The sequence below is a fragment of the Streptomyces sp. S4.7 genome (assembly GCF_010384365.1).
Lineage (GTDB): Bacteria > Actinomycetota > Actinomycetes > Streptomycetales > Streptomycetaceae > Streptomyces.
Map to the genome: position 1 here is coordinate 795,030 of NZ_CP048397.1, position 26,052 is coordinate 821,081.

Annotated in this window: 19 protein-coding genes and 6 pseudogenes; 14 read left to right on the forward strand and 11 right to left on the reverse strand. The window is 68.4% G+C overall.

The window, feature by feature from the left end:
• Positions 1-318: 318 nt before the first annotated feature.
• From SSPS47_RS03505 to SSPS47_RS03535, 7 genes are all read right to left on the reverse strand, one after another.
• Entirely contained in the window at positions 319-3,261 is a 2,943-nt protein-coding gene (locus SSPS47_RS03505; protein WP_239064758.1) for a glycoside hydrolase family 2 TIM barrel-domain containing protein, read from the reverse strand.
• A 184-nt stretch (positions 3,262-3,445) separates the two neighbouring features.
• Positions 3,446-4,531 carry a mandelate racemase/muconate lactonizing enzyme family protein gene (locus SSPS47_RS03510; RefSeq protein ID WP_103546195.1) on the reverse strand — a complete coding sequence of 362 codons (1,086 nt, stop codon included), beginning with the start codon at positions 4,529-4,531 and terminating at the stop codon, positions 3,446-3,448.
• A 61-nt stretch (positions 4,532-4,592) separates the two neighbouring features.
• Positions 4,593-5,735 carry a glycosyl hydrolase gene (locus SSPS47_RS03515; RefSeq protein WP_239064759.1) on the reverse strand — a complete coding sequence of 381 codons (1,143 nt, stop codon included), beginning with the start codon at positions 5,733-5,735 and terminating at the stop codon, positions 4,593-4,595.
• Positions 5,732-6,613, reverse strand: a complete 882-nt coding sequence (locus SSPS47_RS03520) for a carbohydrate ABC transporter permease (RefSeq protein ID WP_103546196.1) — start codon at positions 6,611-6,613, stop codon at positions 5,732-5,734. Before SSPS47_RS03520 ends, SSPS47_RS03515 begins: the two co-directional genes overlap by 4 nt.
• An 11-nt stretch (positions 6,614-6,624) precedes the next feature.
• On the reverse strand, positions 6,625-7,572 hold the full coding sequence (locus SSPS47_RS03525; protein WP_164248658.1) for a sugar ABC transporter permease: 948 nt from the start codon (positions 7,570-7,572) through the stop codon (positions 6,625-6,627).
• Positions 7,573-7,607: 35 nt separating this feature from the next.
• On the reverse strand, positions 7,608-8,918 hold the full coding sequence (locus tag SSPS47_RS03530) for an extracellular solute-binding protein (RefSeq protein WP_011029023.1): 1,311 nt from the start codon (positions 8,916-8,918) through the stop codon (positions 7,608-7,610).
• Between the two features lie 181 nt (positions 8,919-9,099).
• On the reverse strand, positions 9,100-10,149 hold the full coding sequence (locus SSPS47_RS03535; RefSeq protein ID WP_164248660.1) for a LacI family DNA-binding transcriptional regulator: 1,050 nt from the start codon (positions 10,147-10,149) through the stop codon (positions 9,100-9,102).
• Between the two features lie 161 nt (positions 10,150-10,310).
• Here SSPS47_RS03535 and SSPS47_RS03540 point away from each other — a divergent pair, with 161 nt between their 5' ends.
• The 6 genes and pseudogenes from SSPS47_RS03540 to SSPS47_RS03565 all read left to right on the forward strand — a co-directional run bounded on the left by SSPS47_RS03540 (position 10,311) and on the right by SSPS47_RS03565 (position 16,862).
• Entirely contained in the window at positions 10,311-11,789 is a 1,479-nt protein-coding gene (locus SSPS47_RS03540) for an aldehyde dehydrogenase (protein WP_164248662.1), read from the forward strand.
• A gap of 442 nt (positions 11,790-12,231) precedes the next feature.
• Positions 12,232-14,568, forward strand: coding sequence for a beta-galactosidase (locus SSPS47_RS03545; protein ID WP_239064760.1), 2,337 nt, complete (start codon positions 12,232-12,234; stop codon positions 14,566-14,568).
• Positions 14,569-14,769: 201 nt separating this feature from the next.
• A pseudogene (locus SSPS47_RS03550) lies at positions 14,770-15,203 on the forward strand (transposase); the annotation flags it as partial.
• A 170-nt stretch (positions 15,204-15,373) separates the two neighbouring features.
• Positions 15,374-15,793 carry a class I SAM-dependent methyltransferase gene (locus SSPS47_RS03555; RefSeq protein ID WP_203557774.1) on the forward strand — a complete coding sequence of 140 codons (420 nt, stop codon included), beginning with the start codon at positions 15,374-15,376 and terminating at the stop codon, positions 15,791-15,793.
• Positions 15,794-16,004: 211 nt separating this feature from the next.
• Positions 16,005-16,295: pseudogene (locus tag SSPS47_RS35165) on the forward strand (diacylglycerol kinase); the annotation flags it as partial.
• Positions 16,296-16,436: 141 nt separating this feature from the next.
• A complete protein-coding gene (locus SSPS47_RS03565) occupies positions 16,437-16,862 on the forward strand; it encodes a potassium channel family protein (RefSeq protein WP_239065210.1) in 426 nt (141 codons plus the stop codon).
• A 103-nt stretch (positions 16,863-16,965) separates the two neighbouring features.
• Here the strand turns inward: SSPS47_RS03565 and SSPS47_RS03570 are convergent, their stop codons facing one another.
• Together SSPS47_RS03570 and SSPS47_RS03575 are read right to left on the reverse strand one after the other, a co-directional pair.
• Entirely contained in the window at positions 16,966-17,334 is a 369-nt protein-coding gene (locus SSPS47_RS03570) for a hypothetical protein (RefSeq protein ID WP_164248666.1), read from the reverse strand.
• 320 nt (positions 17,335-17,654) lie between these two features.
• Positions 17,655-17,750 (reverse strand): annotated as a pseudogene (locus SSPS47_RS03575) (IS6 family transposase); the annotation flags it as partial.
• A 173-nt stretch (positions 17,751-17,923) separates the two neighbouring features.
• Between SSPS47_RS03575 and SSPS47_RS03580 the strand changes: the two are divergent.
• On the forward strand, positions 17,924-18,205 hold the full coding sequence (locus tag SSPS47_RS03580; RefSeq protein WP_203557775.1) for a hypothetical protein: 282 nt from the start codon (positions 17,924-17,926) through the stop codon (positions 18,203-18,205).
• A gap of 439 nt (positions 18,206-18,644) precedes the next feature.
• On the opposite strand, the gene SSPS47_RS35170 is transcribed toward SSPS47_RS03580, so the two are convergent.
• Positions 18,645-18,854 carry a hypothetical protein gene (locus tag SSPS47_RS35170; protein ID WP_343234921.1) on the reverse strand — a complete coding sequence of 70 codons (210 nt, stop codon included), beginning with the start codon at positions 18,852-18,854 and terminating at the stop codon, positions 18,645-18,647.
• Positions 18,855-18,869: 15 nt separating this feature from the next.
• Here SSPS47_RS35170 and SSPS47_RS35175 point away from each other — a divergent pair.
• Positions 18,870-19,079 (forward strand): annotated as a pseudogene (locus tag SSPS47_RS35175) (IS256 family transposase); the annotation flags it as partial.
• 197 nt (positions 19,080-19,276) lie between these two features.
• Positions 19,277-20,677 (forward strand): annotated as a pseudogene (locus tag SSPS47_RS03590) (NF041680 family putative transposase).
• 40 nt (positions 20,678-20,717) lie between these two features.
• Here SSPS47_RS03590 and SSPS47_RS03595 read toward each other — a convergent pair.
• Entirely contained in the window at positions 20,718-21,380 is a 663-nt protein-coding gene (locus SSPS47_RS03595; protein WP_164248667.1) for a class I SAM-dependent methyltransferase, read from the reverse strand.
• A gap of 353 nt (positions 21,381-21,733) precedes the next feature.
• Here SSPS47_RS03595 and SSPS47_RS35180 point away from each other — a divergent pair.
• The 5 genes and pseudogenes from SSPS47_RS35180 to SSPS47_RS34710 all read left to right on the forward strand — a co-directional run.
• Positions 21,734-22,026, forward strand: a pseudogene (locus tag SSPS47_RS35180) (DUF1524 domain-containing protein); the annotation flags it as partial.
• Positions 22,023-22,307, forward strand: coding sequence for a hypothetical protein (locus SSPS47_RS03600; RefSeq protein WP_164248669.1), 285 nt, complete (start codon positions 22,023-22,025; stop codon positions 22,305-22,307). The pseudogene SSPS47_RS35180 and the gene SSPS47_RS03600, both read left to right, overlap by 4 nt.
• Positions 22,308-22,710: 403 nt before the next feature.
• The gene (locus SSPS47_RS03605; protein WP_239064761.1) at positions 22,711-23,700 is read left to right on the forward strand and encodes a TIGR00341 family protein; all 990 of its coding nucleotides are present in this window, start codon (positions 22,711-22,713) and stop codon (positions 23,698-23,700) included.
• A gap of 449 nt (positions 23,701-24,149) precedes the next feature.
• Positions 24,150-25,565 (forward strand): hypothetical protein, encoded by a 1,416-nt coding sequence (locus SSPS47_RS03610; protein ID WP_203557776.1) that lies wholly within the window; start codon positions 24,150-24,152, stop codon positions 25,563-25,565.
• Entirely contained in the window at positions 25,495-26,031 is a 537-nt protein-coding gene (locus SSPS47_RS34710; RefSeq protein WP_203557777.1) for a hypothetical protein, read from the forward strand. The genes SSPS47_RS03610 and SSPS47_RS34710 overlap by 71 nt, the downstream gene beginning before the upstream one ends.
• The last annotated feature ends 21 nt before the right edge of the window (positions 26,032-26,052 follow it).

Below are 26,052 nucleotides of genomic sequence, written 5' to 3' on the forward strand. Positions count from 1 at the left end.
CGCCCTGACGCCCCGCGTGACTCCCTCCCACCGGCGATCGCTCGGTGGGACGCCTTCCTCCGCGGTGCAGAGCGTCTGCTACGGCTTGTTCAGTTCGCCAGGCGCCGTACTCGCGAACACCCGGTACCGGCGGCGAAGCGGTCCGAACCGCGCCGACGGCGGCCTAGGTGGCGGTTCAGGCGTCTTGACTGTCGTCGGCAGCCGGCTGGACCACTTCGCCGCAGTCGAACGACCCGCCCGTCTTCGGCCACGGCCCCTACGTCCGCCTGTCGACCAGGTCGCGCCAGTCACCGCAACCCAGGTAGATAAACCGGTTTTTCACCCTACATGACGGTCCTTGCACTGACTACCGCCACCCGATGCGGCACGCGATGAGTCCTGGGGGTGCGGCGGCGCCCCCGCCACCCCCTGCACCGCGGGGACCAGTTCCATCCGGTAGGCCAGCTCGTATCGTCCCGGTCCGATCCGGTACTCCGGGAGGACGTCGGGCCCGCATGCCCCGGTCCCGACCCCCCTGTGCGCCGCATCCAGGCACACGACCAGTCGGCCGTCCTCGCGCAGATCACTGGCGTTCTCGGCGGCGAACAGCGCCTGAGGCGCATACCGCGTCGCCGACCAGCAGAAGTCACCACCGAGCGAGGTCAGCCGAAGGCGGTCGCCGCGATCGTCGTCGATCAGCTCAAGCCAGAGTGTCCCGGTGCGCAGCCCGAATTCCTGCGGCACGAGGTAGGGAGAGGGTTCCACATGCGACGACCAGCGGCCCAACATCGCCGACCGGTTCCGGTCCGGGTAGTTCTCGTGCGGGCCCCGCCCGAACCAGACGAACCGGTCGAATCGGGGGTCCACTCGGAACAGCACGCCGACACGCGGCAGGTCCGCCGCCTCGTCGGGCACCTCGAACCGGTGACGGTAATCCGCACCGCTCGCGCTCCTGGACACGGAGACGGTGTGGTCCACGATCTCGTGCGCGGGCCGCGTGTCCAGACCGGCGTCCCTCCAGCGGATAAGGGTGCGTGATCCCATCTCTCTCACACGGACGATGTGCTCCATCAGCTTGAGCCCATCGTTGTCCGTCGCAGCGCGCCACACGTTGGGCACCGGGTCGTCCGCCGTCTCGCCCGGCACCGCGACAGCCCCGTTCACCGGCGGGCCGGGGGCGGTTCTTCCGTCCCGCAGAGCGAGCTGGTCCCACGCGACGGGATGCCCCGCCGGTGCGAACCACGACTCTGTTCGGGTCCGCCACGTAATGGTCAGCAGGGCTTGCGCGGCGCCCGCGCGCGCCGCGTCCGCGGGCAGCGGCACGGCCACGCTCCCACCGGGCGCGATGTCGGGGACGTCGAGCGTGCCGGAGGCCGACGGAGCGCCGTCCAGAAGGAGTTCCCAGCCTGCCGCGAGGTTTCCCGTGCCGGCGAAACGACGTCGGTTGGTCACGTACAACCCGCCGTCCACGTACTCAGTGGTCACAGGCCGGTACACCCAGGCGACTTCGGCCGTTCCGGGGTGAGGCTCGACATCGGCGGAAACCAGGCCGTCCGCGACGAAGTTCGCGTCGTGGGGCGCGTCGCCGAACTGCCCACCGTACGCGAGGCGGGTGGTTCCGTCGGGGAGCCGCTGTCGCAGGCCGTGGTCCTTCCACTCCCAGATGAAGCCGCCCTGGAGTCCGGGCGTGGAGGTGATGACGTCCCAGTAGTCGGCCAGTGAGCCGTTGCTGTTACCCATGGCGTGCGAGTACTCGCACATGATCAAGGGGCGGTCCGCCGCCCCGGCGGCCACCTGCTCCCCGTAGGCCCGGATCTCCTCGATGCCGGGATACATCGGGCAGACGACGTCCGTGGCGTGACGGCCCCCGTCGGTCCACCCGGAGTTCCGGATGGCGTCCTCGTAGTGGAGCGGACGCGAGCGGTCGGCGCGGCGGATCCACCCCGCGAGAGCGTCGTGGTTGACGCCGTACCCGCTCTCGTTGCCCAGACTCCACTGGACCACGCAGGGATGGTTGCGGTCACGCGCCACCATGCGGGCCCCGCGCTCCAGCCAGGTCGCGCGGTACCGCGGGTCGCCGCAGAGGTACCAGTTGAACGCGTGCGACTCGATGTTGGCCTCGTCGACGACGTAGAAGCCCAGTTCGTCGCAGAGGTCGTAGAAGGCGGGATCGTTCGGATAGTGGGATGTGCGGATGGCATTGATGTTCATCCGGCGCATGGCCGCCAGGTCGGCACGCATGTCCTCCGCGGTGACCGCGGCACCGGTGTCGGGGTGGTGGTCGTGCCGGTTGACCCCGAAGATCCATACACGTCGGCCGTTCACGAGGAAGTCCGGCCCGTCGATCTCGACGCGTCGGAAACCCACGCGTACCCGGGTCGCGTCGACCACGTCTCCGGCCGGGTCGATGAGCTCCGCTGCGACTTCGTAGAGCGTCGGCGTCTCCGCCGACCAGGGGAGGATCCGAAGCCCGTCCCAGTGCAGCCGGGCGATGTGCCCGGAGAACTCGTAGGTGTTGTTGACCGCATGGGGAACCGGAGCGTCCTGAGGCCCCGCCACTCCCGCACCGTCGCGGCCCGACAGCGAAACCCGGACGCGATATCCCTCCGCCGCCGTGCTCTCGCCGAAGTCGACCGTGGCGCGGACATCGAGCGATCCTTCACCAGAGCGGGGATCGAGGTCCGCCCGGGCATCCAGGTCGACGAGTCCGACAGGCGGGCGGGCCTCGACACGCACACCGCGGTGGAGACCGGCGAGCCACCATCCGTCCTGGTCCTCGAGGAAGCTGTGCGCCGAGTACCTCACGACGACCACGGCAAGCTGGTTCCTCCCCACGCGGGCCGCTTCGGTCACGTCGTACTCGCTCCCGAGACGGGCGTCGGTGCCGTATCCGACGAACACGCCGTTGAGGTAGACGGCATGCACACTGTCAGTCCCACCCACGTGCAGCAGCAGCCGTTGGCCCTCCCAGTGGGACGGGACGTCGAAGCCCGTGCGGTACACACCTGTGGGGTTGCGCGACGGGAGCCGCGGCGGAGGCTCGGCGAACGGCATCTGGATGTTCGTGTAGTGCGGAATGTCGTCGGCCACCTGGACCGGCCAGCTACCGGGCACGTCGACCGATTGCCATTGCCCGGGCGCCCGCTCTCCTCTCACGGCATCGGCAGGCACCTGGTCGGGAGAGGGGAACAGCCGGAAGGACCAGGTGCCGTCCAGCGACAGCCGGCGGTCCCCCTCGGCGGCGGGACGCGCGCGCATCGGGAGTCGGAGCAGGGATGTCATCGTAGGGTCCGCCCACGGGCGGAGAGCACCGATGATGGGGAGCACGTCGATTCCTTACGTCATGGGACGTCACGGGGGGGAGGAGGCGGCCGGTCCCGGCCACCGCCCGCTCATCGTCATACCGGCCGTGGGTCGGTGATCCGCCGACGGTGCCGACTGGGTCAGCCGCAGGCCGGGCGACCGGTCACCCCACCGCCAGCCGGCCGAGGCGCTCGAAGTCCAGCACCACGCCGTGCCCGGGGCGGTCGGGAGCGGAGACGCATCCGTCCGTGACGGCCATCGGCTCGGCCATGTAGGCGTGCAGGCCGAAGCCGTGTGCCTCCATGTAGGTCCGGTGGGGGACCGAGGCGAGCGCATGCACCGTGAGGTCGTGCACGCCGTGCGACGTCAGCAGCATGTTGTTCGCCTCCGCCAGTGCGGCGACCTTCCTGAACGTCGTGTACCCGCCGATGTTGCTGACGTCCGGCTCGGGAAGCGTCAGGGAGCCGGCGCGGACAGCGTTGTGGAAGTCGTACAGGGTGTGGAGGTTTTCGCCGCCCGCGATGGTGTGACCGCTTTCCCGAACGATCCGGGCGTTGCCGACGAGGTCGTCGGGAATCGTCGGCTCCTCGATCCAGTGCAGGTCGAAGGGCGCGAGCGCCCGAGCCGCGCGGATCGCGCCGTCGACCGTCCACTTCATGTTGGCGTCGACCATCAGCGGGAAGGAGTCGCCGAGGTGCTCACGCAACGCCGACACCCGGTCGACGTCCTCCTTGAGGTCCGGGCGGCCCACCTTCATCTTGATGGCCCGGAATCCCCCGGCCAGGAAACGGTCCGCCTGCGTCTTCAGATCGGCGACCGGCAGTTCCAGGTCGATGCCGCCGGCATACACGGGCACGACAGGGTCGTACCCCCCGAACAGCTTCCACAGCGGCGTCCGTGCCCGGATTCCCTTCAGGTCCCACAGGGCGATGTCGACGGCCGAGATCGCCGATGTGGCGTGCCCCCCGCGGCCGGCGTAGTGCAGCCGCCACCACATCGACTGCCATATCTTCTCGATCTGCTCGGCGTCGGCACCGAGCAGGCAGCCCCTCAGGTCCTTGTCCACCATCGTCGCCACGGCCGCCCCACCATGGTTGACCGTGTAGGTGTAGCCCAGACCTGTCGCCCCGTCGCTGTCCTCGATCCGCACGGTGATGAGCTCGAAGTCCATCATGGCGCCGTGCGTCGAGTCGGTGAGCCTGGTCGGGAGCGGTATGCGATAGAGGTCGGTGCATACCCGTTCGATCATGCCTTGTACCGTCTCTCTCTGAGGTGTGCGTCTGACCCGGCCTCACGGCAGGGAGCTGAGGTCACTTTTCGTGCGGAGCGGGAAGCACGTCGACCGCCGTCGATTCCGCCGTCTCGGGGCTCAGGCCGCGGGTGTAGAACATCTTCTGTCTCTCGTCGGCCGCGAACCCCTGGATGTAGTGCCACGATGCCGTGACGTCGTGGCACAATCCCCAGCGAACCCCGTCCAGTGGCGCGACGGCGTGGTCGGGGAGCCTGAGGGGACCGGCGGCGACGGGTGGGTTCGCGATGTGGGCCATGATCTCGAAGTTGATCCCGTCGGGCGCGAACTGGATCGTGTTGCGTTCCGGTCCGTCGGTGGTGAGCATCGCGGCGATGCCGTCGCCGTATCGCCAGACGCAGGTCTCGTGTCCGCTGTTCGTCACGGGGTTGGCCGGACATCGGTGGTACGGTCCCTCGATGTCGTCGGCGATCACCAGGCCCCACCGGGTCGTGCGTCCGCCGGCGGAGAACCCTTCCCCCATCTGCTCGCCCTTGTAGTAGAGGAAGAATCTGCCTTGGAACGGGACAAGGATCGGGTCGTGCACCTTGTGGCTGTCGAAGGACCCCTGGGAGACGACGCTCAGCCGGTTGTCCTCCTCTCCCGCCCACTCACCGTCCGCCTGGGGTCGGAGAATCGGCCGGGGGGACCTGACCCACGGACCGTCCGGGCTCGGTGCCTTCGCCATCGCGATCGACTCGAAGCTCCGTAGCGCGTAGGGCGACCGGATCACCTGGTAGACGAGGTAGAACCAGCCTTGGTGCTCCAGGACCTCCGGGGTGAACACGCTCCGGTCGTCGTAGCTGCCTGGCTCGCCCCTGCCGAGGGCACGCCCCTGCTCGACCCAGGTGGCGCCGTCGTCGGACGTCGCATGCCAGATCTCGGACCAGTCCCAGGGAAAGACCTTGGCCATCGGGTCGCCGGTTCCGAAGCCGTCGGTCTCCCCGGTCGAGCGGGTGTACCAGACGTGGTACCGCCCGTCGACCGTGAGGACGGAGCTCGGGTCCCGGCGGTGTACGCCTACCTCTGGACCGAGTCCCTGGACAGGGAAGGTCCGGAAGTCGCAGAACCACTCGGGATCAGCCGGGTACCGCCTGCCTCGAACGGTCGCCGCGCTCTCTGCGGGCATGGTCATGCGCTCGTACTCCTCATGGGGGGTGGTCACTTGATCGCTCCGCCGATCCCTCCGATGGAGAAGAAGCGGTTGAGCACGGCGAACACGATCACCGGCGGCAGCAGCATGACGACCGACATCGCCATCACGGGCCCCCAGTCGGTGGCGTTCTGCTGGAAGTAGGTCTGGAGCCCGATCGGCAGCGTGAAGTTGCTCTGCGACCTCAGGAAGACGGTGGCGACCAGGTAGTCGTTCCACGCGACGAGGAAGCTGAAGATCGCCGCCGAGAGAATGCCCGGGTACGAGTTGCGCAGCACCACACGGACGAATCCTCCCCACAGGGAGGCCCCGTCGACCCAGGCGGCCTCCTCCAGCTCGACGGGGATGGAGTCGTAGTAGGCAGCCATCATCCAGCACGTGACGGCCATGCTGCCGGCGATGAAGATGACGGCCACACCGCTGAGCGTGTCCGCCATTCCGATCTTCGCGAAGACAACGAAGAGCGGGATGACGAAGACGATGACGGGCAGGCTCTGGACGACGAAGAGCGAGAGCGTGTAGCCGCCGATGAACCTGTTGCGCAGTCTCGACATCGGATAGCCCGCCAGCGCCCCGATCACGACCGCGAACACGGTCGTCCCCAGGGTGACGGCAAGGCTGTTGTAGAGGTAGTCGAGGACAGGAGTCTTGGAGAAGATCTCGACGTAGTTCGAGAAGTTCCACGAGTACGTCCCGGAGGCGGTCTGTCCCGAGCGGACCGACAGGACCAGGATCATGATGATGGGTGCCAGGGCCACGAGTGTGACGACGGACATGACCGCTGTCTTGGCCCACCCGGCAGCGGATTCCCGCCGCTGCTTGCGCGTGATGCGGTCGGCGGCGGGGGTGGCTGTGCCGGCCCGGAGGGCGGAATGTACTGGAGTGGTCATCTGTACCGCCCTCAGCCGTTCGCCGACGCACGGTTGATGCGACGGAAGAAGTAGATGGACATGGCGATCAGGGCGGTGGTGATGAGGAAGGCGACCGCGACGCCGTAACCGGTGCGGAAGTCCTGGAACACGAGCCGGTAGGCGAACACGACCAGCGTCGAGGTCGACCCGACGGGTCCTCCCCCGGTCAGCAGGAAGACGGAGGGGAAGTCGTTGATCGTGAAGATCGAGGCGAGTACCCACGCGATGTAGACGGGCTTCGACATGATCGGCAGGATGACGTGCCGGATGCGTTGCCAACGACTGGCCCCGTCGAGCCGGCAGGCTTCCTCGACACTGGGGTCCACCGCCTGCAGCGCGGAACTCATCATCATCATCATGAAGGGGACCGTCCCCCAGATCTTGAAGATGATCACGATCGCCATCGCCGAACCGGGGTTGGCCAGGATCTGGACGTCACCGAACCCGAGCTCACGCAGGAGCGTGGGCACCGGGCTGGACGGCGTCGCGACCAGGAAGTTCCAGCTCGTCGTGCTGACAACCACCGGGACCACCCAGGGCAGCAGGAGCAGCACCCGGAACACCGATCTGCCGGGGAAGGACCGGCGCAGCACGAGAGCGAGGGCCGTGCCGATCACCCAGGCCACGAACACCGAGACCACCGTGAACAGGAGGGTGAAGCGCACGGCTTCCCAGAACGCGGGGTCCTGCAAGGCGGTCGTGTAGTTCTCCAGGCCGATGAACTCCCCGGGCCCCGCGATCCCACCGTCACGCAGCGACTGGGAAACCGCGTAGAAGAGCGGATAGGCGTTGAGAGCGATGAGCAGGAAGATCGACGGGGCGAGCATCGCCGCCATCGTCTTCTTGCTCCCGGGGTGCCGGCTCTCGGCCTTCCTCTCTCGGCCCCGAGGCCTGTCCTTCCTCGCCGCCGATCTCGTCGGCACCGACACGTCCGTCATGGACGCCTCCTTCTGTGCGTCAGATGACCCGTGGGTCACATGACCTTCTCGATGCCGTCCTGCAAGGTCCGAAGGGTCTGCTCGCCACTGCTCTTTGCCTGGATGACCTGCTGGGCCCACTGGGTGATGGCCTGTCCCCCGTCGACCGCGTTGATCTCGGGGAAGGGCTCACCGGCGAGCTGGGTGAGGGACTTGCCCACGGGCAGCCACTCCTTGGTCGCCTTGACCAGGTTGGGCTGCGCCTGCACCTCGGGCAGGTCGAGGATGCTCTGGCGCACCGGGACCTTGTTGAGGACGCCCTTCTTCCAGTACGCCGACATGGCGTCGAGGTAGTAGACCGCGAAGTCCTCGACCACGTCCGTGTCCCAGTCACCGGTGTAGAGGATCAGGTCCGACGTGTACGCCATGGTGCCCTTGGTACCGTTCGGGCTGGTCAGGGGGCTTCCCAACGTGATGTCGGCCTTGAGCCGCGGGTCTTCGAAGGAATTGGCGATGTCCGGTGGCAGGATCGACAACGCCGCGGCGCCCGAGGAGAACTGGTCGTTCAGGTTCGCCACCGTGTAGCTCACGCTGCCCGGGTCCATGATTCCGTCCTTGGCCAGCTTCATGAGGAACTCCACCGCCTCCACGTTCGCGTCCGTCACGCACTGCGGCTCGCCGTCCTTGTCGAACAGGCCGCCACCGTTGTTGAACACGAACGACAGGAACGTCTGGTAGGCGTTGCCCCCGGCACCGCCCGAGGCGACCATGCCGTACACGTCGTTCTTCTTCAGCGCCACACCAACCCGGTACAGGTCGTCCCAGCTGCGCGGCTCCTCCACACCGGCCTTCTCCAGCAGCGACTTGCGGTACCAGAGCAGCCGCGAGTCCACGTTCCACGGCAGTGCGGTGTACGCGCCCTTGTACTTGAACACATCGAGCGTGCCCGGCAGGAAGTCGTCCAGCTGCCCCTTGGACCTCAGCTTCGCGATGACCCCGTCGGCCGGATGGACCGCGTCCTGGACGTAGTACTGCAACGACTGGAACGCCCCGCCCGTGGATATGGCCGGCCCGGTCCCAGCGGCGATGGCCGAGCTGAAGGTCTGAAGCCACCCGTCCCAGCTGATCGACTGGTATGTCGCCGAGCCACCCGAGAACGCTGCGGAGATCTCCTTGCCCGCGGCGAGGTAGTCCGGCCCGGGGGACCCCCAGGGCATGTCCCAGAACGCGAACTTCGAGCCACCGGAGCCTTGGGACGAGTTTCCGCCACCAGAGCACGCGGCCAACAGCACCGCCCCTGCCACACCTAGTGAGCCGCCCAGGAATCCCCGTCGGGACACACCGCTGGGCACAACAGGCTTGGTCATCGAACATCTCCCTCGAGCGTCGTTGCATCGGGATGTTCCCCCACTGGAGAACCGGTTTTCCACCGTAGCGTGGCGGCCCGTACCCCACAACCCTCGATCTCATACACGTCGACGGGCGGCTGTCTCCCGGGTCCGCGGGAGACAGCCGCCCGTCGATCAGCTCACGACCGCCTCGAGGTCGTCAGACTCGCGGAACGGCGACCGAGGCCCGCTCCACGATCTCGTACCCCCCCAGCACCTGACGGCTGCCGATCACACGGCCCTCTATCTGGTCGACGAGAGCGTCGACGGCCGCGGCTCCCAGCGTCGCCAGCGGCATGGCGAGCGTGGTGAGGGGAGGATCGAGGAACTCCGCCATGGGGAGGTCGTCGTACGCGATCAGCGACACGTCGTCGGGCACCTTCCACCCTCGGTCACGCACCGCCTTCATCACCCCGACGGCCTGCGGGAACGTGCTGGCGTACAGTGCGGTCAGCTCCGGCCGCGCGTCAAGCAGTCCATGTGCCGCCGCGCATCCGCCGGCCTCGCTGAAGGTTCCGGCGAAGTGGGCGGTGTCGTCCAGGCCCAGCTCGCGCAGCCTGCCCTGGAACCCGTCCAGCCGGGACCGGGCCGGAGCGAGGTCCAGGGGACCCGTCACCATTCCGATACGCCGATGCCCCCTGTCATGAAGGTGGTCGACGACCAGGGCGCTCGCCCCCCGCATATCCATGCCGACGTTACGGTTGGACCCCTGGACCTCCCGGTTGAGAAAGACGTGCGCCAGCCCACCGCGATCGGCGAGGAGGCGCTCGACCAGGGGGTGCTCCGGCCGGGACGACGCGACGAGGAGACCGTCCACCCGCCCGGCCGTCACCAGCTCCGCATAGGCCGCGTCGTCGTCCCCTGCTGCGTCCTCGGCGATGAGCAGCACGTAGCCGTGGTCACGCGCCCTGCGGAAGGCTCCGCGGGTGACCGCGGCGTACACGGAGTTCGACAGATCAGGGATGAGCAGCGCGAACGCCCTGGTCCGCGACACCGACAGCGCGCGCGCCGTGACGTTGGGCCGATACCCGAGTTCCGCGGCGACGGCGAGGACGCGCTCACGCGTCTCGGGCCTGATCCGGAGCGTGGTGTCGTCGTTCAGGATCCGTGAGACGACGGACTTGGTCACCCCCGCGCGCTTCGCCACGTCGACGAGCCGCGCTCGCGCCGGAAGCGCTTTCGCCTGGCCCGCCCCTGCCTCCGATGTCATTCCGTGCCCCTCTCCTACCGCCGCTGCCACGAGCATCTTGCCTGGCAGAGGATCGTGGCGTGCTCCGATGCCCGTTGTCGACCAGGCGTGTCACCGTATGGTAAACCGGTTATCTGTGACGCGCGGACGTGATTCAGGCGTCCTCGGCGGGAAGGAACGACGTGACTCACGAACTCTTCGACAGCAAGGGGCTGCTGGGCAGCGCACCGGCGGCCTTCGTCGCCGGTGAATGCGAGTTCGACTCCTCGCACGGCACGCTTCCGGTGATCAATCCCGCCAACGGGGAACTCGTCGCCGAGGTGCCCAGCAGCTCTTCCTCGACGGTGGACCGGGCCGTGACGGCGGCGGTGGCCGCGCAGCGCGAGTGGGGGCGCCGCAGTCACGTCGCGCGCGCGGCCGTGCTGGAGGCTGTGCGCGACGCGATCGCGGTGCACGCCGATGAGCTGGCGCGGATCGTCTCGGTGGAGCAGGGCAAGCCTCTCTCCGACGCCCGTGACGAGACGGAGGGCGCGTGCGCCTTCTTCGACTTCGCGATCAGCCAGAAGTACCGGGCCGTGGGCTCCATGATGGCGAGTGAGCCGGGCCGGTCGCTCGGCGTGCGTGAGGAACCTATTGGCGTGGTGGCGGCGATCCTTCCCTGGAACTTCCCGGTCGCCATCTTCGCCCGCAAGGTCGCTCCCGCGCTCATGGCCGGCAACGCCGTCGTTCTGAAGCCGTCGGAGCTCACTCCCCTCTCCGCGCTCGCTCTGGCCCGGCTCTGCCGGCTGGCCGGGGTGCCTGACGGGCTGCTGAGCGTCGTGTGCGGAGAGGGCAGGGACACCGGACGGACCCTCGTCACCCATCCAGGCGTCGGGATGGTCACCATGACGGGCTCGACACGCGGCGGCCGGGAGATTCTGGCCCAGGTGGCCGACCAGATCATCCCCGTCTCCCTCGAGCTCGGCGGGAAGGCTCCGTTCATCGTCTTCGAGGACGCGGACCTGGACGCCGCGGTCGAGGCCGCTGCCGACGCACGGCTCTGGAACACGGGACAGGTCTGCACGTGCAACGAGGTGACCTATGTGCACGCCGATCTGCACGACGAGTTCGTGCGCCGCGTGGTCGACCGGTTCGCCTCGGTCACCCCGCTCGATCCGTTCGCGGCCGGCTCGCGACTGGGCCCACTCGTGGCGGAGCGGGAACGGACCAGGGTCCAGGGGATGGTTGATGCGGCCGTCGCGTCCGGTGCCCGCGTCCGGACCGGAGGCGGCCGTCCCGACGGGGAGCAGTACCAGTCCGGCGCGTGGTTCGCGCCCACGGTGCTCACGGGCGTGCGTCCCGAGATGGACATAGCGCGGCGGGAGGTTTTCGGGCCGGTCCTGCCCATCATTCCGTTCGACGCCGAGGCCGAGGTCGTCTCCGCGGCCAATTCGACCGCATACGGTCTGACCGCCTACGTCTACACCCGAGACCTCTCCCGGGCGATGCGCATGATCGACGCCCTGGAATTCGGGGAGGTCTACGTCAACCAGGCCGGGCCCGAACAGGTGCAGGGCTTCCACACGGGCTGGAAGAGCTCCGGCCTCGGAGGCGACGACGGCCCGCACGGCTATGAGAAGTACCTCCGGCGCAAGACCGTGTACGTGCGGCACGCTGTCTGACGGCGAGGCCCCGCCGGGGGACGTCCTACCCACCCGGCCCACCCAACCCGCCCGGCGCTCGGGTGCGGCCCCGGCGGAGCGTCCGGGCCCCTCCGGGCGGGGCTCATCTTGTCGTCGCAGCCGTGTGGACAGGGCGTTGTTCCACCCGCCCCGATGCTCGCCCTGCCCTCCACCGAGCCGTCAACCCTTCTCTGAGCTGCGCTTTTGTCCCGTCACATGGTTGAACGCAGCACAGGACGCAATCTGGTGCAGATACTTGCCCCGCATAAAAAAACCGGTTTACCATCGGGCCGCGCCCCTTCGGTCACGGTAGATCGAGGCGCAGCGTGCGCAGAGACCGTGCGAGCCGGTCCTCTGCTCACCTTCCCAGATGGAGGGAGGCATGACCGTGCACAAGCGCGCTTGCACCACTCCGCCGCCGCGAGCCAGCAGGTCGTTCCGCGTGAGGTGGCCTGTCCTGATAGCGGCCGCCTGCGCCGGGTCAGTCCTGACGACCACCAGCCCTCCGGCCTTCGCGGCCGGAGCTCATGACCTCGGCGACGAGACGATGCTCTACGACTTCCAGGACGGCCGGGTACCCACCGAGGTCGGCCCGTACCAGGCGAAGACGACAATCGTCGGTCGCGGCGACAAGAAGCTCCGGGTCGATTTCCAGGCCCGGAAGAACTACTACTCCTCGTTCTCCGTACGCCCCGAGCCCGTGTGGAACTGGTCGGCGGAGAAGTCCGAGTCGCTCGGCATCGCGATGGAGCTCACGAACCCGGGCAACCGCTCCATCCAGCTCACGATCGATCTGGAGAGCTCGACCGGCGTCGCCACCCGCAGTGTCAACGTCCCGGCCGGCGGCGGTGGCACGTACTACTTCGACGTCGACAGCCCCGCGCTCCACCGCGACACCGGGCTGCGCGCCGATCCGTCCTGGCTCGCGGACAAGGACGTCACCTCTGCGGTCTGGATGTGGGGCTCCAAGGAGACGGATACGAGCCGCATCAGCCAGCTGAACTTCTACGTCGCCGGCCTGCTGCACGACCGGTCGGTCATCGTGGACGACATCCGCGTCGTCCGTGACGCGCCGGCAGACCCCGGTTACCTCAAGGGCCTGGTCGACGCCCTCGGTCAGAACAGCAAGGTCGACTACGAGGGGAAGGTCTCCAGAACGTGGGAGATCCTTCGGCAGCGCGCTGCCGAAGCCAAGGACCTTCGCAGGCATCCGGTTCCGGAGGACCGGTCCAGGTACGGCGGCTGGCTGAACGGTCCACGACTCGAGGCGACGGGCAACTACCGCGTGGAGAAGTACCAGGGGCGGTGGACCCTGGTGGACCCTGACGGCTACCTGTTCTTCTCGACCGGCATCGACAACGCCCGCATGTTCGACTCCCCGACCACGACGGGCTACGACTTCGACCACGACGCGATCCAGGAACTGCCGCCCCCCAGCCTGACGGCCGGCGGCCCCGAGGACCTCAACCGCGTCCAGAAGTCGGCGCTGCCGACCCGCACGAAGATGTCCGAAACCCGCGCCGACCTCTTCAGCAAGTTGCCCAAGTACCGCACCCGCGCAGGCGAGGGCTTCGGTTACGCCCCTGACACCCTGGCCGGTCCCGTCGCGCAGGGCGAGACCTACAGCTTCTACAAGGCGAACGTCGCCCGGAAGTACCCCGGCAGCAACTACATGGAGCGGTGGCGGGACAACACGGTCGACCGGATGCTCAGCTGGGGCTTCACCTCCTTCGGCAACTGGACCGACCCGGAGATGTACGACAACGATCGAATCCCGTACTTCGCCCACGGCTGGATCAAGGGCGACTTCAAGACGGTGAGCACCGGCCAGGACTACTGGGGCCCGATGCCGGACCCTTTCGACCCCGCGTTCTCCGACGCCGCAGCCAGAACCGCGCGAGCAGTCGCCGACGAGGTCGCGGACAGCCCGTGGGCGATCGGCGTATTCATGGACAACGAACTGAGCTGGGGCAACGCCGGCAGTTTCAGCACCCGTTACGGCGTCGTCATCGACACCATGTCACGTGACGCGGCAGAGAGCCCCACCAAGTCGGCGTTCTCCGAAGAACTGGAGGACAAGTACGGGACCATCGACGCTCTCAACGCCGCCTGGCAGACGACAGTTCCGTCATGGGAAGCACTCCGTAGCGGCAGTGCCGACCTCGGCTCCGACGAGACCGCGAAGGAGTCCGACTACTCCGCGCTCATGACGCTCTACGCCACTCAGTACTTCAAGACGGTCGACGCCGAGCTCGACAAGGTCATGCCGGACCATCTCTACGCGGGTTCGAGGTTCGCCAGCTGGGGCCGCACACCGGAGGTCGTCGAGGCAGCGAGCAAGTACGTCGACATCATGAGCTACAACGAGTACCGCGAGGGACTGCACCCGAGCGAGTGGGCGTTTCTCGAAGAGCTCGACAAGCCCAGCCTCATCGGTGAGTTCCACATGGGAACGACCACTACCGGGCAGCCGCATCCGGGTCTCGTCTCGGCGGGAACGCAGGCCGAGCGGGCACGGATGTACGCCGAGTACATGGAACAGCTCATCGACAACCCGTACATGGTGGGCGGCCACTGGTTCCAGTATGCCGACTCGCCCGTGACTGGCAGAGCACTCGACGGGGAGAACTACAACATTGGCTTCGTCTCCGTCACGGACCGTCCCTACCCGGAGATCGTCGCCGCTGCCCGCGACGTGAACCAGCGTCTCTATGACCGCCGATACGGCGACCTGGCCACGGCCGAGGGACATTACACCGGTCGGCGTTCAGCGGAGTAGCCGATCGAGAGACGGACACTCCGTCCGGGGCCGCCGCCCGCACACATGGACGGCGGCCCCGGACCCGTGGCACGTGTGCCCGCCGATACTCTGGACGTCATCTCACTTGTCAAGCTCACCGAGGAGGGCGGCCTGTGAGGCTGATCCTTTGGAGTGGACACCCTGACAATGGATCTTGATGGTCCAGGGAGGGATGTCCAGGTGGGACGCAGGTGTCCGTATCCGGAGGAGTTCAGGAAGGACGCGGTCGCGCTCTACCGTGCCGCGGCCGGGAAGAGAACCTACGCGGCAGTGGCCGCGGATCTCGGCATCACCGCAGAGTCGCTGCGGACGTGGGTGCGTAAGGACGAGGCTCAAGCCGTGCCCGGACGCCGTGACACGGGTGGCGAGGCGGAGGAGCTGGCCCGGCTGCGGGCGGAGAACGCCCGGCTGCTGAACGCCGAGAAAGAGTGGCACCTCGAGCGCGAGATCCTTCGCCGGGCGGCCGCGTATTTCGCTCGGGAGGTGAAGTGAGCCCTCGCCGCTGGGACTTCATCTCCGACAACCGCGCCGACTTCGGCGTCAAGCGGATCTGCCGGGTGCTCGGGGTGTCCCGCGCCGGCTTCTACCGCCATCTGGCCACCGGGCAAGCCCGCACGAGTAATCGTCAAGACCTGTGGGGGCCGCTCGACGGTTGTCCCGATGACGGAGGACGTGACCGCCGCGACCTGACGGGCTGTGACTCATGTTGGCCAATGCAGTGGTTGCCCCTGCGGTGATCGAAATTGGATCGTCTGCGGCTCGTGGTCAGTCGTAGGGTGCGGCAATGGACTGGAACGCCTGGCATGGCAAGTACGACGTAGCGGACTCCTGGATGGAACGGAGGCTGCGGACCGTTCAATCGCAGACCCGGGCTGCCCTGGACGATGCCCCGGCCGGGCCGCTGAAGGTGATCAGCCTGTGCGCCGGGGACGGTCGCGGCCTCCTCCACGTCCTGTCCGATCATCCACGCCGCCACGAGGTGCGGGCGCGGCTTGTCGAATTGGACGCCCGCAACACCGCCGCGGCTTCGGAGACGGCTCGCCTGGCAAAGCTGGACCAGGTCGAGGTAGTGACGGGCGACGCCTCCCTCATCGACCAGTACCGAGACATGACCCCCGCGGACCTCGTTCTGGTCTGCGGTGTCTTCGGAAACATCACCGACAGCGACATTGAACCGTTCCGGGTTCGGTACAAGGCCGCGTAGTTAAGGCCTGTCGGCGCAGGTCAAGAGGGTTTTGAAGATCCCGAGACAAGGCGAGGGGACCCCTGGTATACCTCGGGAGTCCGCCAAGACATCTCAAGGTTCAGAGGTCCCCTTGCCGTTCCAGTATTTCACCGAGCCCGCTCCGGAGGGATCGGTTCCTGTGGCCGATGCGTTCACCGCCGGCCACCTGGGCGAGCTGACGAGGTACGTCCTGGACTCCGGCGTTCTCGGTGTGATCGGCGCCCAGGTCGACAGCGCGGCCCAGGCGGCGGGAACGCTCCGCGGACGCCGAGCGCGCGCTCTCACCCAGTTGACCACGCGGGAGGTGATCGTCGACGCCGACGCCGACACGATCCCCGCCGGCGTGGACGGCGAGGCTCTCACACTGCCGACCCCGGTCCGGTGCCGCATCCAGCCGGATGCCCTGCGGGTGCGCGTCCCCCGCGACCGTCCCGGTGTGCCGCGCGTCAGGCCCCCGATGGACTGGCGCCAGGTGCGGCGGCGGCGCGCTCGACCATCCGAACGGCGGCCGGACATGGCAACTGACACCCCGACGAGCCCCGGACGCGGTGCGGCCCTGCTCACGGTGGCGCGGTCCGCCGGTACGGCGACCGGACTGGTCATCGTTTACTACCTGCCGCCCATGGACCAACCGTTGGCCGCGGGCACGACGGCCGGTCTCGTTCTCGGCCTGCTCGCCGTGACCGCGCTGTTCCTCTGGCAGGTCCGTACCATCGTCCGCTCCCCGCACCCGCAGCTACGGGCCGTGGAGTCACTCGCCGCCGTCGCCACCTTGTTCGTGCTGCTCTTCGCGACCTCGTATTTCCTCCTGGAGAACGACACGACCGGCAGCTTCTCCGAACCCCTCAGCCGTACCGACGCCCTGTACTTCACGCTCACCGTGTTCAGCACCGTCGGCTTCGGCGACATCACCGCCGGCTCCGACACCGCACGCGTCATGACGATGATCCAGATGGTCGGCGGAATCCTGCTCGCGGGCGTGGCCATCCGGGTGGTGGTCAGCGCCATCCAGGCCGGCCTGCGGCGACAGGGGAAGAAGGAACCATGAGGCTTCCGGCCGCTGAGGCTCCCTCCGGAGCCTCAGCGGCAGCCCCGCACGCCGCTACGCCCCGTCCCCGGAAGAGAGCAGGGCGCAGCGGCGGTAGGGGAGATCAGGCGTACGCGCAGATCACGTACACCGAGATGCCCACGCTGCTGTACGCATTCTGACGTCCGAGGCCGATCCAGCCCCGCCCGTCGTCCGTCGGGAACGAGCCGACCAGGATGGCATCGTTGCCCTGTGCCTCCGCGCCGCCGCCGATGGCGACCTTCCCCGCCGGGCAATACACCGTCCGCCGTTGGAAGTTCGGCACGTTCGCGTTCGGCAGCTTCACCACCTGGTACCCGTCGACCGCCGCGGCCCGGGACACCTGACCGCTCTTCGGAGCCGTCTGGCTGTCCGACGCCTGCGCCGCCCAGCCCACGCCCGACACCAGCGCCACCGCCAGCGCACCCACCCCGAGAACCCTCAAGCCTCGCATCCTGCTCCTTCACGTCCGGCAAGGCCCCGATGGCCGGCGCCTCGTCCACAACCTCCACCCTGCCTGCTTCCAGCATCCCAGAGCATCATTTACGCGACTAAACACCCAGATAGAGCGAAGGGGAAGCACGGTCTCCTCCGACGTGCCCAGCGCCCGCCCCCAGGTGGGTTTCGGACGGGCGGCCGACGTCCGGATCCAGCGGCCGGACGGCGCTGACGATGCGTCGGCGGAGCACTCGCCGCCTGTCCCCCGAGCTCCCAAACTCGCGGGTCGGGCAAGTCGGCACGTTTTATGGGCGGTTGGTGATCCGTTCGTCGACGGAGTTCCTCGACCTCGCGGAAGCTGAGCGGGAAGCGGTGGTACAGCCACACACAGTGGGAGATGACGACCGGGTACCGGTGCCCCTTGCACGACAGCGACGCGCTCCCCACGAACGACCCTTCCCTGGCTGATCAACCAGAAGATCATCCCATCCAGTCAACCAACGTGACAGCGCCCATCCGAGAGCTTCCTCGGCAACGACGTCCTGGCCACGGCCGTCGACGTACTGGCCGAGTGCGAGACCGCCGTCACCGCGTGCGCCACGGACATGCTCGCGGAGAAGGACGCGGACACACTGAGGGCGGCGATCGACCGGGATCTGGACTGCGCCGACGTCGCCGGCGCGACCCGCCGGATCCTCACCCGGCACAGTGGCCACGATCCGGCGCTCCTCACCGCACAGGTCGAGGCCTGTCTCATCGCCTGCCAGCACAGCCACGACCTGTGCAGCGGACACGCCCAGCACCATGACCACTGCCGGATCTGCGCCGAAGCCACCGCTCGCGCCACGGAAGCCTGCCGGAGTGTGCTCAAGGCTGTACGAGGCTGAAGTCCCGCGCGGTCACTCCCGCGCAGGACGTGGCGGCCAGAGGCGGAGACGTCGGCGAGCCAGGCGATGAGAGGGCGAATGGTCGTCCATGATCCGTCCGCCCAGCCCGGCGTGGGCTCGGTCGGGAGCACGGCAGTGGCTGCACGCAACCGTTGCGGCAGGTGACCGTCACCTCCACCGAGTCAAGCCGTAGCGCGCGCCCTTTCCCCCGGCGCGACAGCGCCGGGCGCCCTTTCCAGTGCGCTGGTGTGGGCACGTCCTACGCCTGCGGGTCTCTGCCCAGTAGTCGCCGCGAGGTGGCCTTGAGTTCCCGGCGGTCGCGGTCCGATTCGCGGACATCCCGAAGCGGGGCGCGTTCCGTCGGCCGAGGTCGGGCAGCGCATCTCCGAGGAGGGATCGGGCAGCAAAGTCCACACATGGGTGCCCCAGGCAGCGGCGGTCAGGAGCTTCGCCAGACAACACCGCGCTGCTCGTACTCCATGATGGACTCGACACCGAGGGCGACGGAGGCTCCGCACGCGCGGGTGAGCAGCCAGAGCGCCAGATCGATTCCGCTCGTGACACCTCCCGCGGTGACGAGGTTCCCGTCGTCGACGACCCGTGCGTCGATCACCTTGCCTCCCTGGGAGGCCAGTTCGGGCTTGGCCAGGTGGTGGGTCGTACAGAGTCGGCCTTCTCCACCGTCAAGCTCCGCACCAAGGTCACCCGCGGCGCCGGCAGCCCCGCCGCAGCCCTCGCGATGGTGTTCAAACTCGTCGAGTCCGCCCAGGCCCGCTGGCGGGCGATCACCGGAGCCCACCTCGTGCCCCTGGTCCGCACGAGCGTCCGGTTCGAGAGTGGCGTCCTGGTCGAACGTTCGCGGGGCGCTGCCTGATCTTGTGGCGGCTGGTCGGACAGGGCAATTACTCAGCTTGGTGTTTAACCTCGGCCGTTCACCTGACCCGCTGATCTTGGTTCGTTCCCGGGACAGCAGGGCGGCCGTTCTTCACGCTTCGAGGTGTCGAGCAACGTCGCGTGAAGGAACGGCCGCTGGTGAAGAGTCTCGCCCTTGAACAGTCCGCTGACGCCGCGTTGAGTGTCCTGTCCCACTTTCGTGTCCAGTTCTACGACTGCCTCTACACCCGGGCGGATGCGCTCTTCGGGCTTGCCGACGCGGTGCTGTGCTCGGACGGCCCGGTGACCTCGCTGGTCGAGTTGACGCTCACGGCCGAGCACCGGCGTGGGCACGGGGCGATGTACGACGCGGTCAACCATGGCTGGCTGGAACCGCGCCGTCTGCGCAGGCTGCTGACCTCCACGCCGCTGCCGCGGGCCGCCGACGGGCGGATCGTACTCGCGGTGGACGTGAGCAACTGGCTGCGTCCCGACGCCCCCACCAGCCCGGAGCTGTTGTTCTGCCACGTCTACGGGCGGGGCCGCAGCGCGGATCAGTTCATCCCCGGCTGGCCCTACTCCTTCGTCGCCGCGCTGGCGACGGGACGCACGTCCTGGACGCGATCCGGCTCGGGCCGGCCGACGACGCCACCGCGGTGACCGCCACCCAGCTGCGGGAGGTGGTCACCCGGCTGGTGCAGGCAGGGCAGTGGCGGCCGGGCGACGCGGACATCCTCGTCGTCATGGACACCGGCTACGACGTCACCCGCCTCGCCTACGTCCTGGCCGACCTGCCCGTCGAACTGGTCGGCCGGCTCCGCTCGGACCGCGTCATGCTTCGCGATGCCGGCCCACGCCGCTCCACCCCACGCGGTGGACAGCCCCGCAAGCACGGCGGCGTCCTCACCTTCTCCAAGCCGGACTCCTGGCAGACCACCCGACCAGGCCACCACGTGCGACACCACCCGCTACGGCAGGGCCGAAGCCCTCGCCTGGGACCGGATGCACCCCCGCCTGCAGGCCCGCGGCCCATGGCTCGACCATTGCGGCGAACTCCCCCTGATCCACGGCACGTTGATCCGACTGAAGGTCGAGCACCTGCCCGGTGACCGCGACCCCAAGCCGGTCTGGCTGTGGTCCTCACACACCGGGATGACCGGCCAAGACGTCAACCTGCGCTGGCAGGCGTTCCTCCGCAGATTCGATCTTGAACACACCTTCCGGCTGTTCAAACAGACCCTGGGCTGGACCGTCCCCAAGGTCCGCGATCCGCACACGGCCGACCTGTGGACATGGCTGATCATCGCCGCCCACACCCAACTCCGCCTTGCCCGGCCCCTCGCCGAGGACCTCCGCCGACCCTGGGAACGGCCCGCCGAGCCCCGCCGGCTCACCCCAGCCCGGGTCCGCCGGGGGTTCCGCCACCTCCGCGTGAAGACCGCCCGTCCCGCCGACGTGCCCAGACCCTCCAAGCCCGGCCCCGGACGCCCACCCGGCTCGAAGAACCGCAGGCCAGCCCCACGTCACGAGCCAGGGAAGACCGTGAAACGAATCGAAACCCTCACCGAACACGTCCGCCTGAAACAGCAGCGAGGTTAATGATCAAGCTCAGACAGAAGTGGGGCTGCCATTACAGACGTCAGCCGGATTGTGCAGTCTCACACTGACGGAGCACGTCGTAGCCCACGAACTCAAACAGTCGGGTGCTGGTGCGCAGGGGGCGAGGCGTGCCGGTGAACCGGTGCACACCGACCCCGTAGCCAGCACCCGGTTCGGACAGCCACTGCAGTTCGAAACCCTGCTCGTCGAACCAATCGCAGATCATGGGGACTCGGTCGGGGGCGGCACGGTTGCGGGTCCAGATGACGGTGCCACCGGTCTTGCACAACTGGTTGCAGGCGCCGATGGTGCCCTTGATGTCGCTGTCGGTGATGTTTCCGAAGACACCGCAGACCAGAACGAGGTCCGCGGGGGTCATGTCTCGGTACTGGTCGATGAGGGAGGCGTCGCCCGTCACTACCTCGACCTGGTCCAGCTTTGCCAGGCGAGCCGTCTCCGAAGCCGCGGCGGTGTTGCGGGCGTCCAATTCGACAAGCCGCGCCCGCACCTCGTGGCGGCGTGGATGATCGGACAGGACGTGGAGGAGGTCGCGACCGTCCCCGGCGCACAGGCTGATCACCTTCAGCGGCCCGGCCGGGGCATCGTCCAGGGCAGCCCGGGTCTGCGATTGAACGGTCCGCAGCCTCCGTTCCATCCAGGAGTCCGCTACGTCGTACTTGCCATGCCAGGCGTTCCAGTCCATTGCCGCACCCTACGACTGACCACGAGCCGCAGACGATCCAATTTCGATCACCGCAGGGGCAACCACTGCATTGGCCAACATGAGTCACAGCCCGTCAGGTCGCGGCGGTCACGTCCTCCGTCATCGGGACAACCGTCGAGCGGCCCCCCACAGGTCTTGACGATTACTCCGACGACCGTCCACGTCACCCCTTCCTCCGGACAACCCGCTGTGTACTCGCCACCACTCCCCCTCTGTCATCACCGTCAGCGGCACCTCACCGCTGTACCGGATAACGCACCGCTCACAGAGAACACACGGTCCACGACCGCATGCCACAGATGTCAGCGGCATCGAAAACAGGGTGCGGATAACACATGGTGCCGCTGGCGAACGCCTGACGCTCCGGCGCGAACACGTGGACGCAGGAGAAGCGCAAGGCCTTCGCGAACGATCTGACGCACTCGCAGCTGCTGGCCGTCTCCGCCGCCTCGAACCGGTCCAAGGGCGACCAGGGCCCGGACGAATGGCAGCCGCCGTCCAAAACCTACTGCCGCACCTAACCTACGCGCGCGCCTGGGTGTCGGTGAAGTCCACCTACGGACTGTCGGCGACCGAGAACGAGAAGACCACGCTCACCGACATGCTGGGTACCTGCCCCTCATGAACACCAACCCCCCGCAGCCGGAACAGCTCGTCAGTGAGGTGAAGGCCGGGCCGGGCGGCGCGATGACGGACGAGGTCGGCATCATCACCGGCGATCTCCCCGTCGCCACCCGCCTGCTGCCCGACGGGCGCGCCCATATCGCCATCCAGTACACGGACGCAGACGAGTGGTACACCCTCACCGGCAGCCCCGTCCCAGTGCCGCCGGAGGGCCTGGTGACCCTGCACGAGCAGATCGTGGAACGGGTCCGCCGCGGTGGTGGCGCCGAAGCCCAGCGCTGAAGGGCGAAGCCCTTCCTGCTGTCGGCCATGGAGTGCGTCCCCCTTCCGGGCGGCACGCCTGTGCCTTCACCCCGGACGCACTGACGCGAGCCCGGAAGAGAATTACCGCAGGGAGACCACAGTGCGTACTCACGGCCCCGAAGGGCTCTCCGAGCGCTCATAGGTACTGGCCGGTATGGCAGAAGGATCCGATCCGCAGCAGGACGTCACCTGCCGACGCCGGTCGGGTCCGTGGGCCTCAAGGTGTTCGACGACGTCAACATCAGCGACGCCGATTTCAGCGGGCCAAGGAGAAGATCCCCCGCTGGTCCCCTGGCCGGAGACGGACTCGCGCAGGCGCATGCCCGTGTCCTGTATGCCGAAACTGGGCTGATCGTGGTTGTTTGGGGGCATGATCGGCAAAGTGCGCGCCCGTGTCCTGCCGGCGTCCCAGCGCCGCTCGCTGGACGAGTTGACCGAGGATCTGGATCTGTCGTTTGGGGACACCGCGTCCAAGCGTTCGGCCTTCTGGACGATGCTGACGCTGTCGTCGGTCATCGCTTCCGGTGGGGTGCTCACGGACTCGACGGCGACCGTGATCGGCGCGATGATCATTGCGCCGCTGTCCACGCCCATCATGGGCATCGCCCTGGGTTCGGTGCAGCGCCGCCGTACCGGATCGGCCGGGGTCGTCCTCCTTGCGTGCCTGCTGGTGATCGTGGTCGGGATGGTCATGTCGGTGGCTCTGCCCAGCGACTACGACCTGCTGTCGAACAGCCAGATCTCCTCAAGGACGTCGCCGGGCCTGATGGACCTGGTCGCCGCCCTGGCGACCGGTTTCGCCGGCGCGGTGGCGCTGGCCCGCCGGGACGTCGCCGCCGTGCTGCCCGGGGTCGCGATCGCCATCTCTCTCGTCCCGCCCCTGGTGGTGGCGGGGGTGTGTCTGGGGCAACTGTCGGGATGGCTGGCGCTGGGCGCGCTGGTGCTGTTCGTGTCGAATTTCTTCGCCCTGGTCTTCGGGGGCATGGTGGTCTTCGCCTCGCTCGGTTACGGCGTGGAGGCCGACAAGGCGGCCGAACGGCCCGCCCGCAGGGCTTATGCCGCCATGGTCCTGCTGTTCGTCGTCGTGTTCGTTCCGCTGACGGCCAACACCGTGGTCACGTTCCTGCTCGACACGTGGACCGGCCGGACCAAGGACGCGGCCGAGCAGTGGCTCGCCGACGTGCCGGGCGCGTCCGTCACGAGTGTCGACGCGGCCTCCCGGACGATGTACGTCCACGTTCGCACCCCCGGAGACCTCCCGCCGGTGGAGTTTCTGCTCGACCGGCTCGAGGGACGGATCCCGGACGGCATCCCCGTCGTGGTGGACACCTCACGCGGTCGGCGCATCGACGCCGGAGTGGTCGGCGACTGAGCGTCGCACCGGGCCGTCCCGCCGTGCCCGTCGTCCGTGACGGGAGCGGAGCACTCGGCACACCCGCCGTCAGCTCCCGTGAACGGTGACCGTGACCCTGTCGGCCTCGGCCACGCCGTCCCAAGCGTCGACGATCGCCACAGCGCGGCCCCTCGGCCGTCCGGTCCCGTCCAGTCACCTGAACGGGTGGCGATGACGCCACGTGAGGGCGGATGGCCTCGTCCGCGCCAGGCCACTGACACCGTGAACCGTATCGCCGAGGAACTGAGGCCATGCCGACGGAACCCCCGGCGGCACCCTGCTCCTGTCCGCGAAATGGAGTTCTTGTGCGTCGTCGCAGAGCCGCTCTGCTCACCGCTCTTCTGGCTTCCCTTGTGGTGGAAGCCTCTTGTCCGGAGGCCACCGGTGGATCGTCGCCCGGACACGGCACGCTGGATCAGCGCGGTGTCGTGCGCAGTGGCAGCCGGCCCATCGCCGCTGCCGAGGTGACGCTGCTTCAGGCCGGGGACCACCCCGGTGCAGGCGCTCGTCCGCTGGCCCGCACACGCAGCGACGCCCACGGCCGTTTCAGCCTCTCGTACCATGCCCCGGACAACCCGGACGCCGTGCTGTATCTGACCGCGGACGCCGGACCGGCCGGCTACGGGCACCCCCGGGCCGCCCACCGTGTGCGGCCGGTCCGGCTGGTCGCGATGCTCGCCGCCAGCCGCCGTACCGGAAAGGTGGTGCTCAACGAGCGCACCACGGTCGCGGCGGGCTTCGCGATCGCGCAGTTCACCCGCGGAGGAAAAGTGGCCGGACGCAGCCCCGGGCTGCAGAACGCCGCGGACGTCTCCCACAACCTGGCCGACATCACCAACGGCGCGGCGGCCAGGACGCTCGCCACCGCCCCCAACGGCAACCAGACGTCCACGCTGCGCGCCTTCAACACGCTGGCCGACATCCTGTCCGGCTGCACCGCCGAACAGACCTGCGGCACGCTGTTCGACCTGGCCGGCCGGCCGGGGGCACCCGCTCCCCGGGAGACCTTCCAGGCCGTCGCGGACATCGCCCGGCTGCCCGGCAACCACGTCGCCGAACTCTTCGCGCTGGCCGACGGCCGCAACATCCACCGGCCCAGGCTGACCGCGGCCCCCGACGCCTGGACCCTCGCCCTGCGCTATGTGGGCAACGGGCACGAGCTGGACGGACCGGGCAACGTCGCCTTCGACGCGAAGGGCACCGCCTGGATCGGCAACAACTACGAGTTCAACCGCGATCCCCGGGAGTCCGTCTGCGGTTCGCGCATCCTGTCCCGGCTGACTCCGACCGGCCGGGACGTCCCCGGCGCCCCCTACCGCGGTGGTGGACTGTATGGCGTGGGTTTCGGCACCGCCATCGATCCCAAGGGCCACGTCTGGGCGGCCAACTACGGTTTCCAGGGCACCGGCTGTCCCCTCGACGCCAGCCGCCTGTACCGCAGCGTCTCGGAGTTCACCGCCGACGGCCGGCCCCTCTCACCACCCCAGGGCTGGCGGCAGGGCGACATCGTCCAGCCGCAGGGCACCGTGTCGGACCGGCAGGGGAACATCTGGATCGCCAACTGCGGCAGCCGGAGCGTGACCCGGATCCCGAAGGGGAACCCCCGCCGGGCCCGGAACATCACGCCCGGCGACAGCCTGATCAAGCCGTTCGGCGTCACGGTGGACACGCGGGGACGCGCCTGGGTGACCGGCAACGGAAGCGACAGCGTGAGCCTGCTCCCCGCAGGGCACACCCCTGCGCTCGATCACCGGCGGCGGGATCAAACGGCCCATGGGCGTCGCCTCCGACAGCCTGGGCAACGTCTGGGTGGCCAACGGAGGCGCGGTGGTCGCCCCCTGTGAGGGCACCACGCCCACCATGGTCGCCGAGGCGATCAAGGACATCGTCACCCGGCACGTCGACGCCTCGGTCACAATGGTCCGTCCCGACGGCACCACCCCCGCCAAGCCGTTCGTCAACGACGGCCTGTTCCTGCCCTGGGGAATCGCCGTCGACGGCAACGACACCGTATGGGTGGCCAACTTCGGCGGCCACCGCCTGGCCAACCTGTGCGGCGCCCGCCAGTCCGCCTGCCCGCCCGGACTCCGCACGGGCGACCCGATCTCACCGGCCGACACCGGCTACCCCAGCGACGGACTGGAACGCAACACCGCCGTCCAGATCGACCCCTCCGGCAACGTCTGGCTGGCCAACAACTGGCGGACCGTGCCCCTGCGGACCAACCCAGGCGGCCACGAGATGGTGGTGTTCATCGGGCTCGCTGCCCCGGTGCGCACCCCGCTGCTCGGACCGCCGCGGCACCTCTGACAGCCGGGGCCCGGGGGCTGA

Bases quoted from the DNA above. Each gene is read 5' to 3' on its own strand.
- SSPS47_RS03525 (WP_164248658.1), bottom strand. From the start codon at position 7,572: ATGACGGACGTGTCGGTGCCGACGAGATCGGCGGCGAGGAAGGACAGG.
- SSPS47_RS03595 (WP_164248667.1), bottom strand. From the start codon at position 21,380: ATGGACTGGAACGCCTGGCATGGCAAGTACGACGTAGCGGACTCCTGG.
- SSPS47_RS03565 (WP_239065210.1), top strand. From the start codon at position 16,437: ATGGACCAACCGTTGGCCGCGGGCACGACGGCCGGTCTCGTTCTCGGC.
- SSPS47_RS03580 (WP_203557775.1), top strand. From the start codon at position 17,924: ATGCTCGCGGAGAAGGACGCGGACACACTGAGGGCGGCGATCGACCGG.
- SSPS47_RS03600 (WP_164248669.1), top strand. From the start codon at position 22,023: ATGAACACCAACCCCCCGCAGCCGGAACAGCTCGTCAGTGAGGTGAAG.
- SSPS47_RS03555 (WP_203557774.1), top strand. From the start codon at position 15,374: ATGGACTGGAACGCCTGGCATGGCAAGTACGACGTAGCGGACTCCTGG.
- SSPS47_RS03505 (WP_239064758.1), bottom strand. From the start codon at position 3,261: ATGACATCCCTGCTCCGACTCCCGATGCGCGCGCGTCCCGCCGCCGAG.
- SSPS47_RS03520 (WP_103546196.1), bottom strand. From the start codon at position 6,613: ATGACCACTCCAGTACATTCCGCCCTCCGGGCCGGCACAGCCACCCCC.
- SSPS47_RS03570 (WP_164248666.1), bottom strand. From the start codon at position 17,334: ATGCGAGGCTTGAGGGTTCTCGGGGTGGGTGCGCTGGCGGTGGCGCTG.
- SSPS47_RS03510 (WP_103546195.1), bottom strand. From the start codon at position 4,531: ATGATCGAACGGGTATGCACCGACCTCTATCGCATACCGCTCCCGACC.
- SSPS47_RS03535 (WP_164248660.1), bottom strand. From the start codon at position 10,149: ATGACATCGGAGGCAGGGGCGGGCCAGGCGAAAGCGCTTCCGGCGCGA.
- SSPS47_RS34710 (WP_203557777.1), top strand. From the start codon at position 25,495: ATGGGCGTCGCCTCCGACAGCCTGGGCAACGTCTGGGTGGCCAACGGA.
- SSPS47_RS03530 (WP_011029023.1), bottom strand. From the start codon at position 8,918: ATGACCAAGCCTGTTGTGCCCAGCGGTGTGTCCCGACGGGGATTCCTG.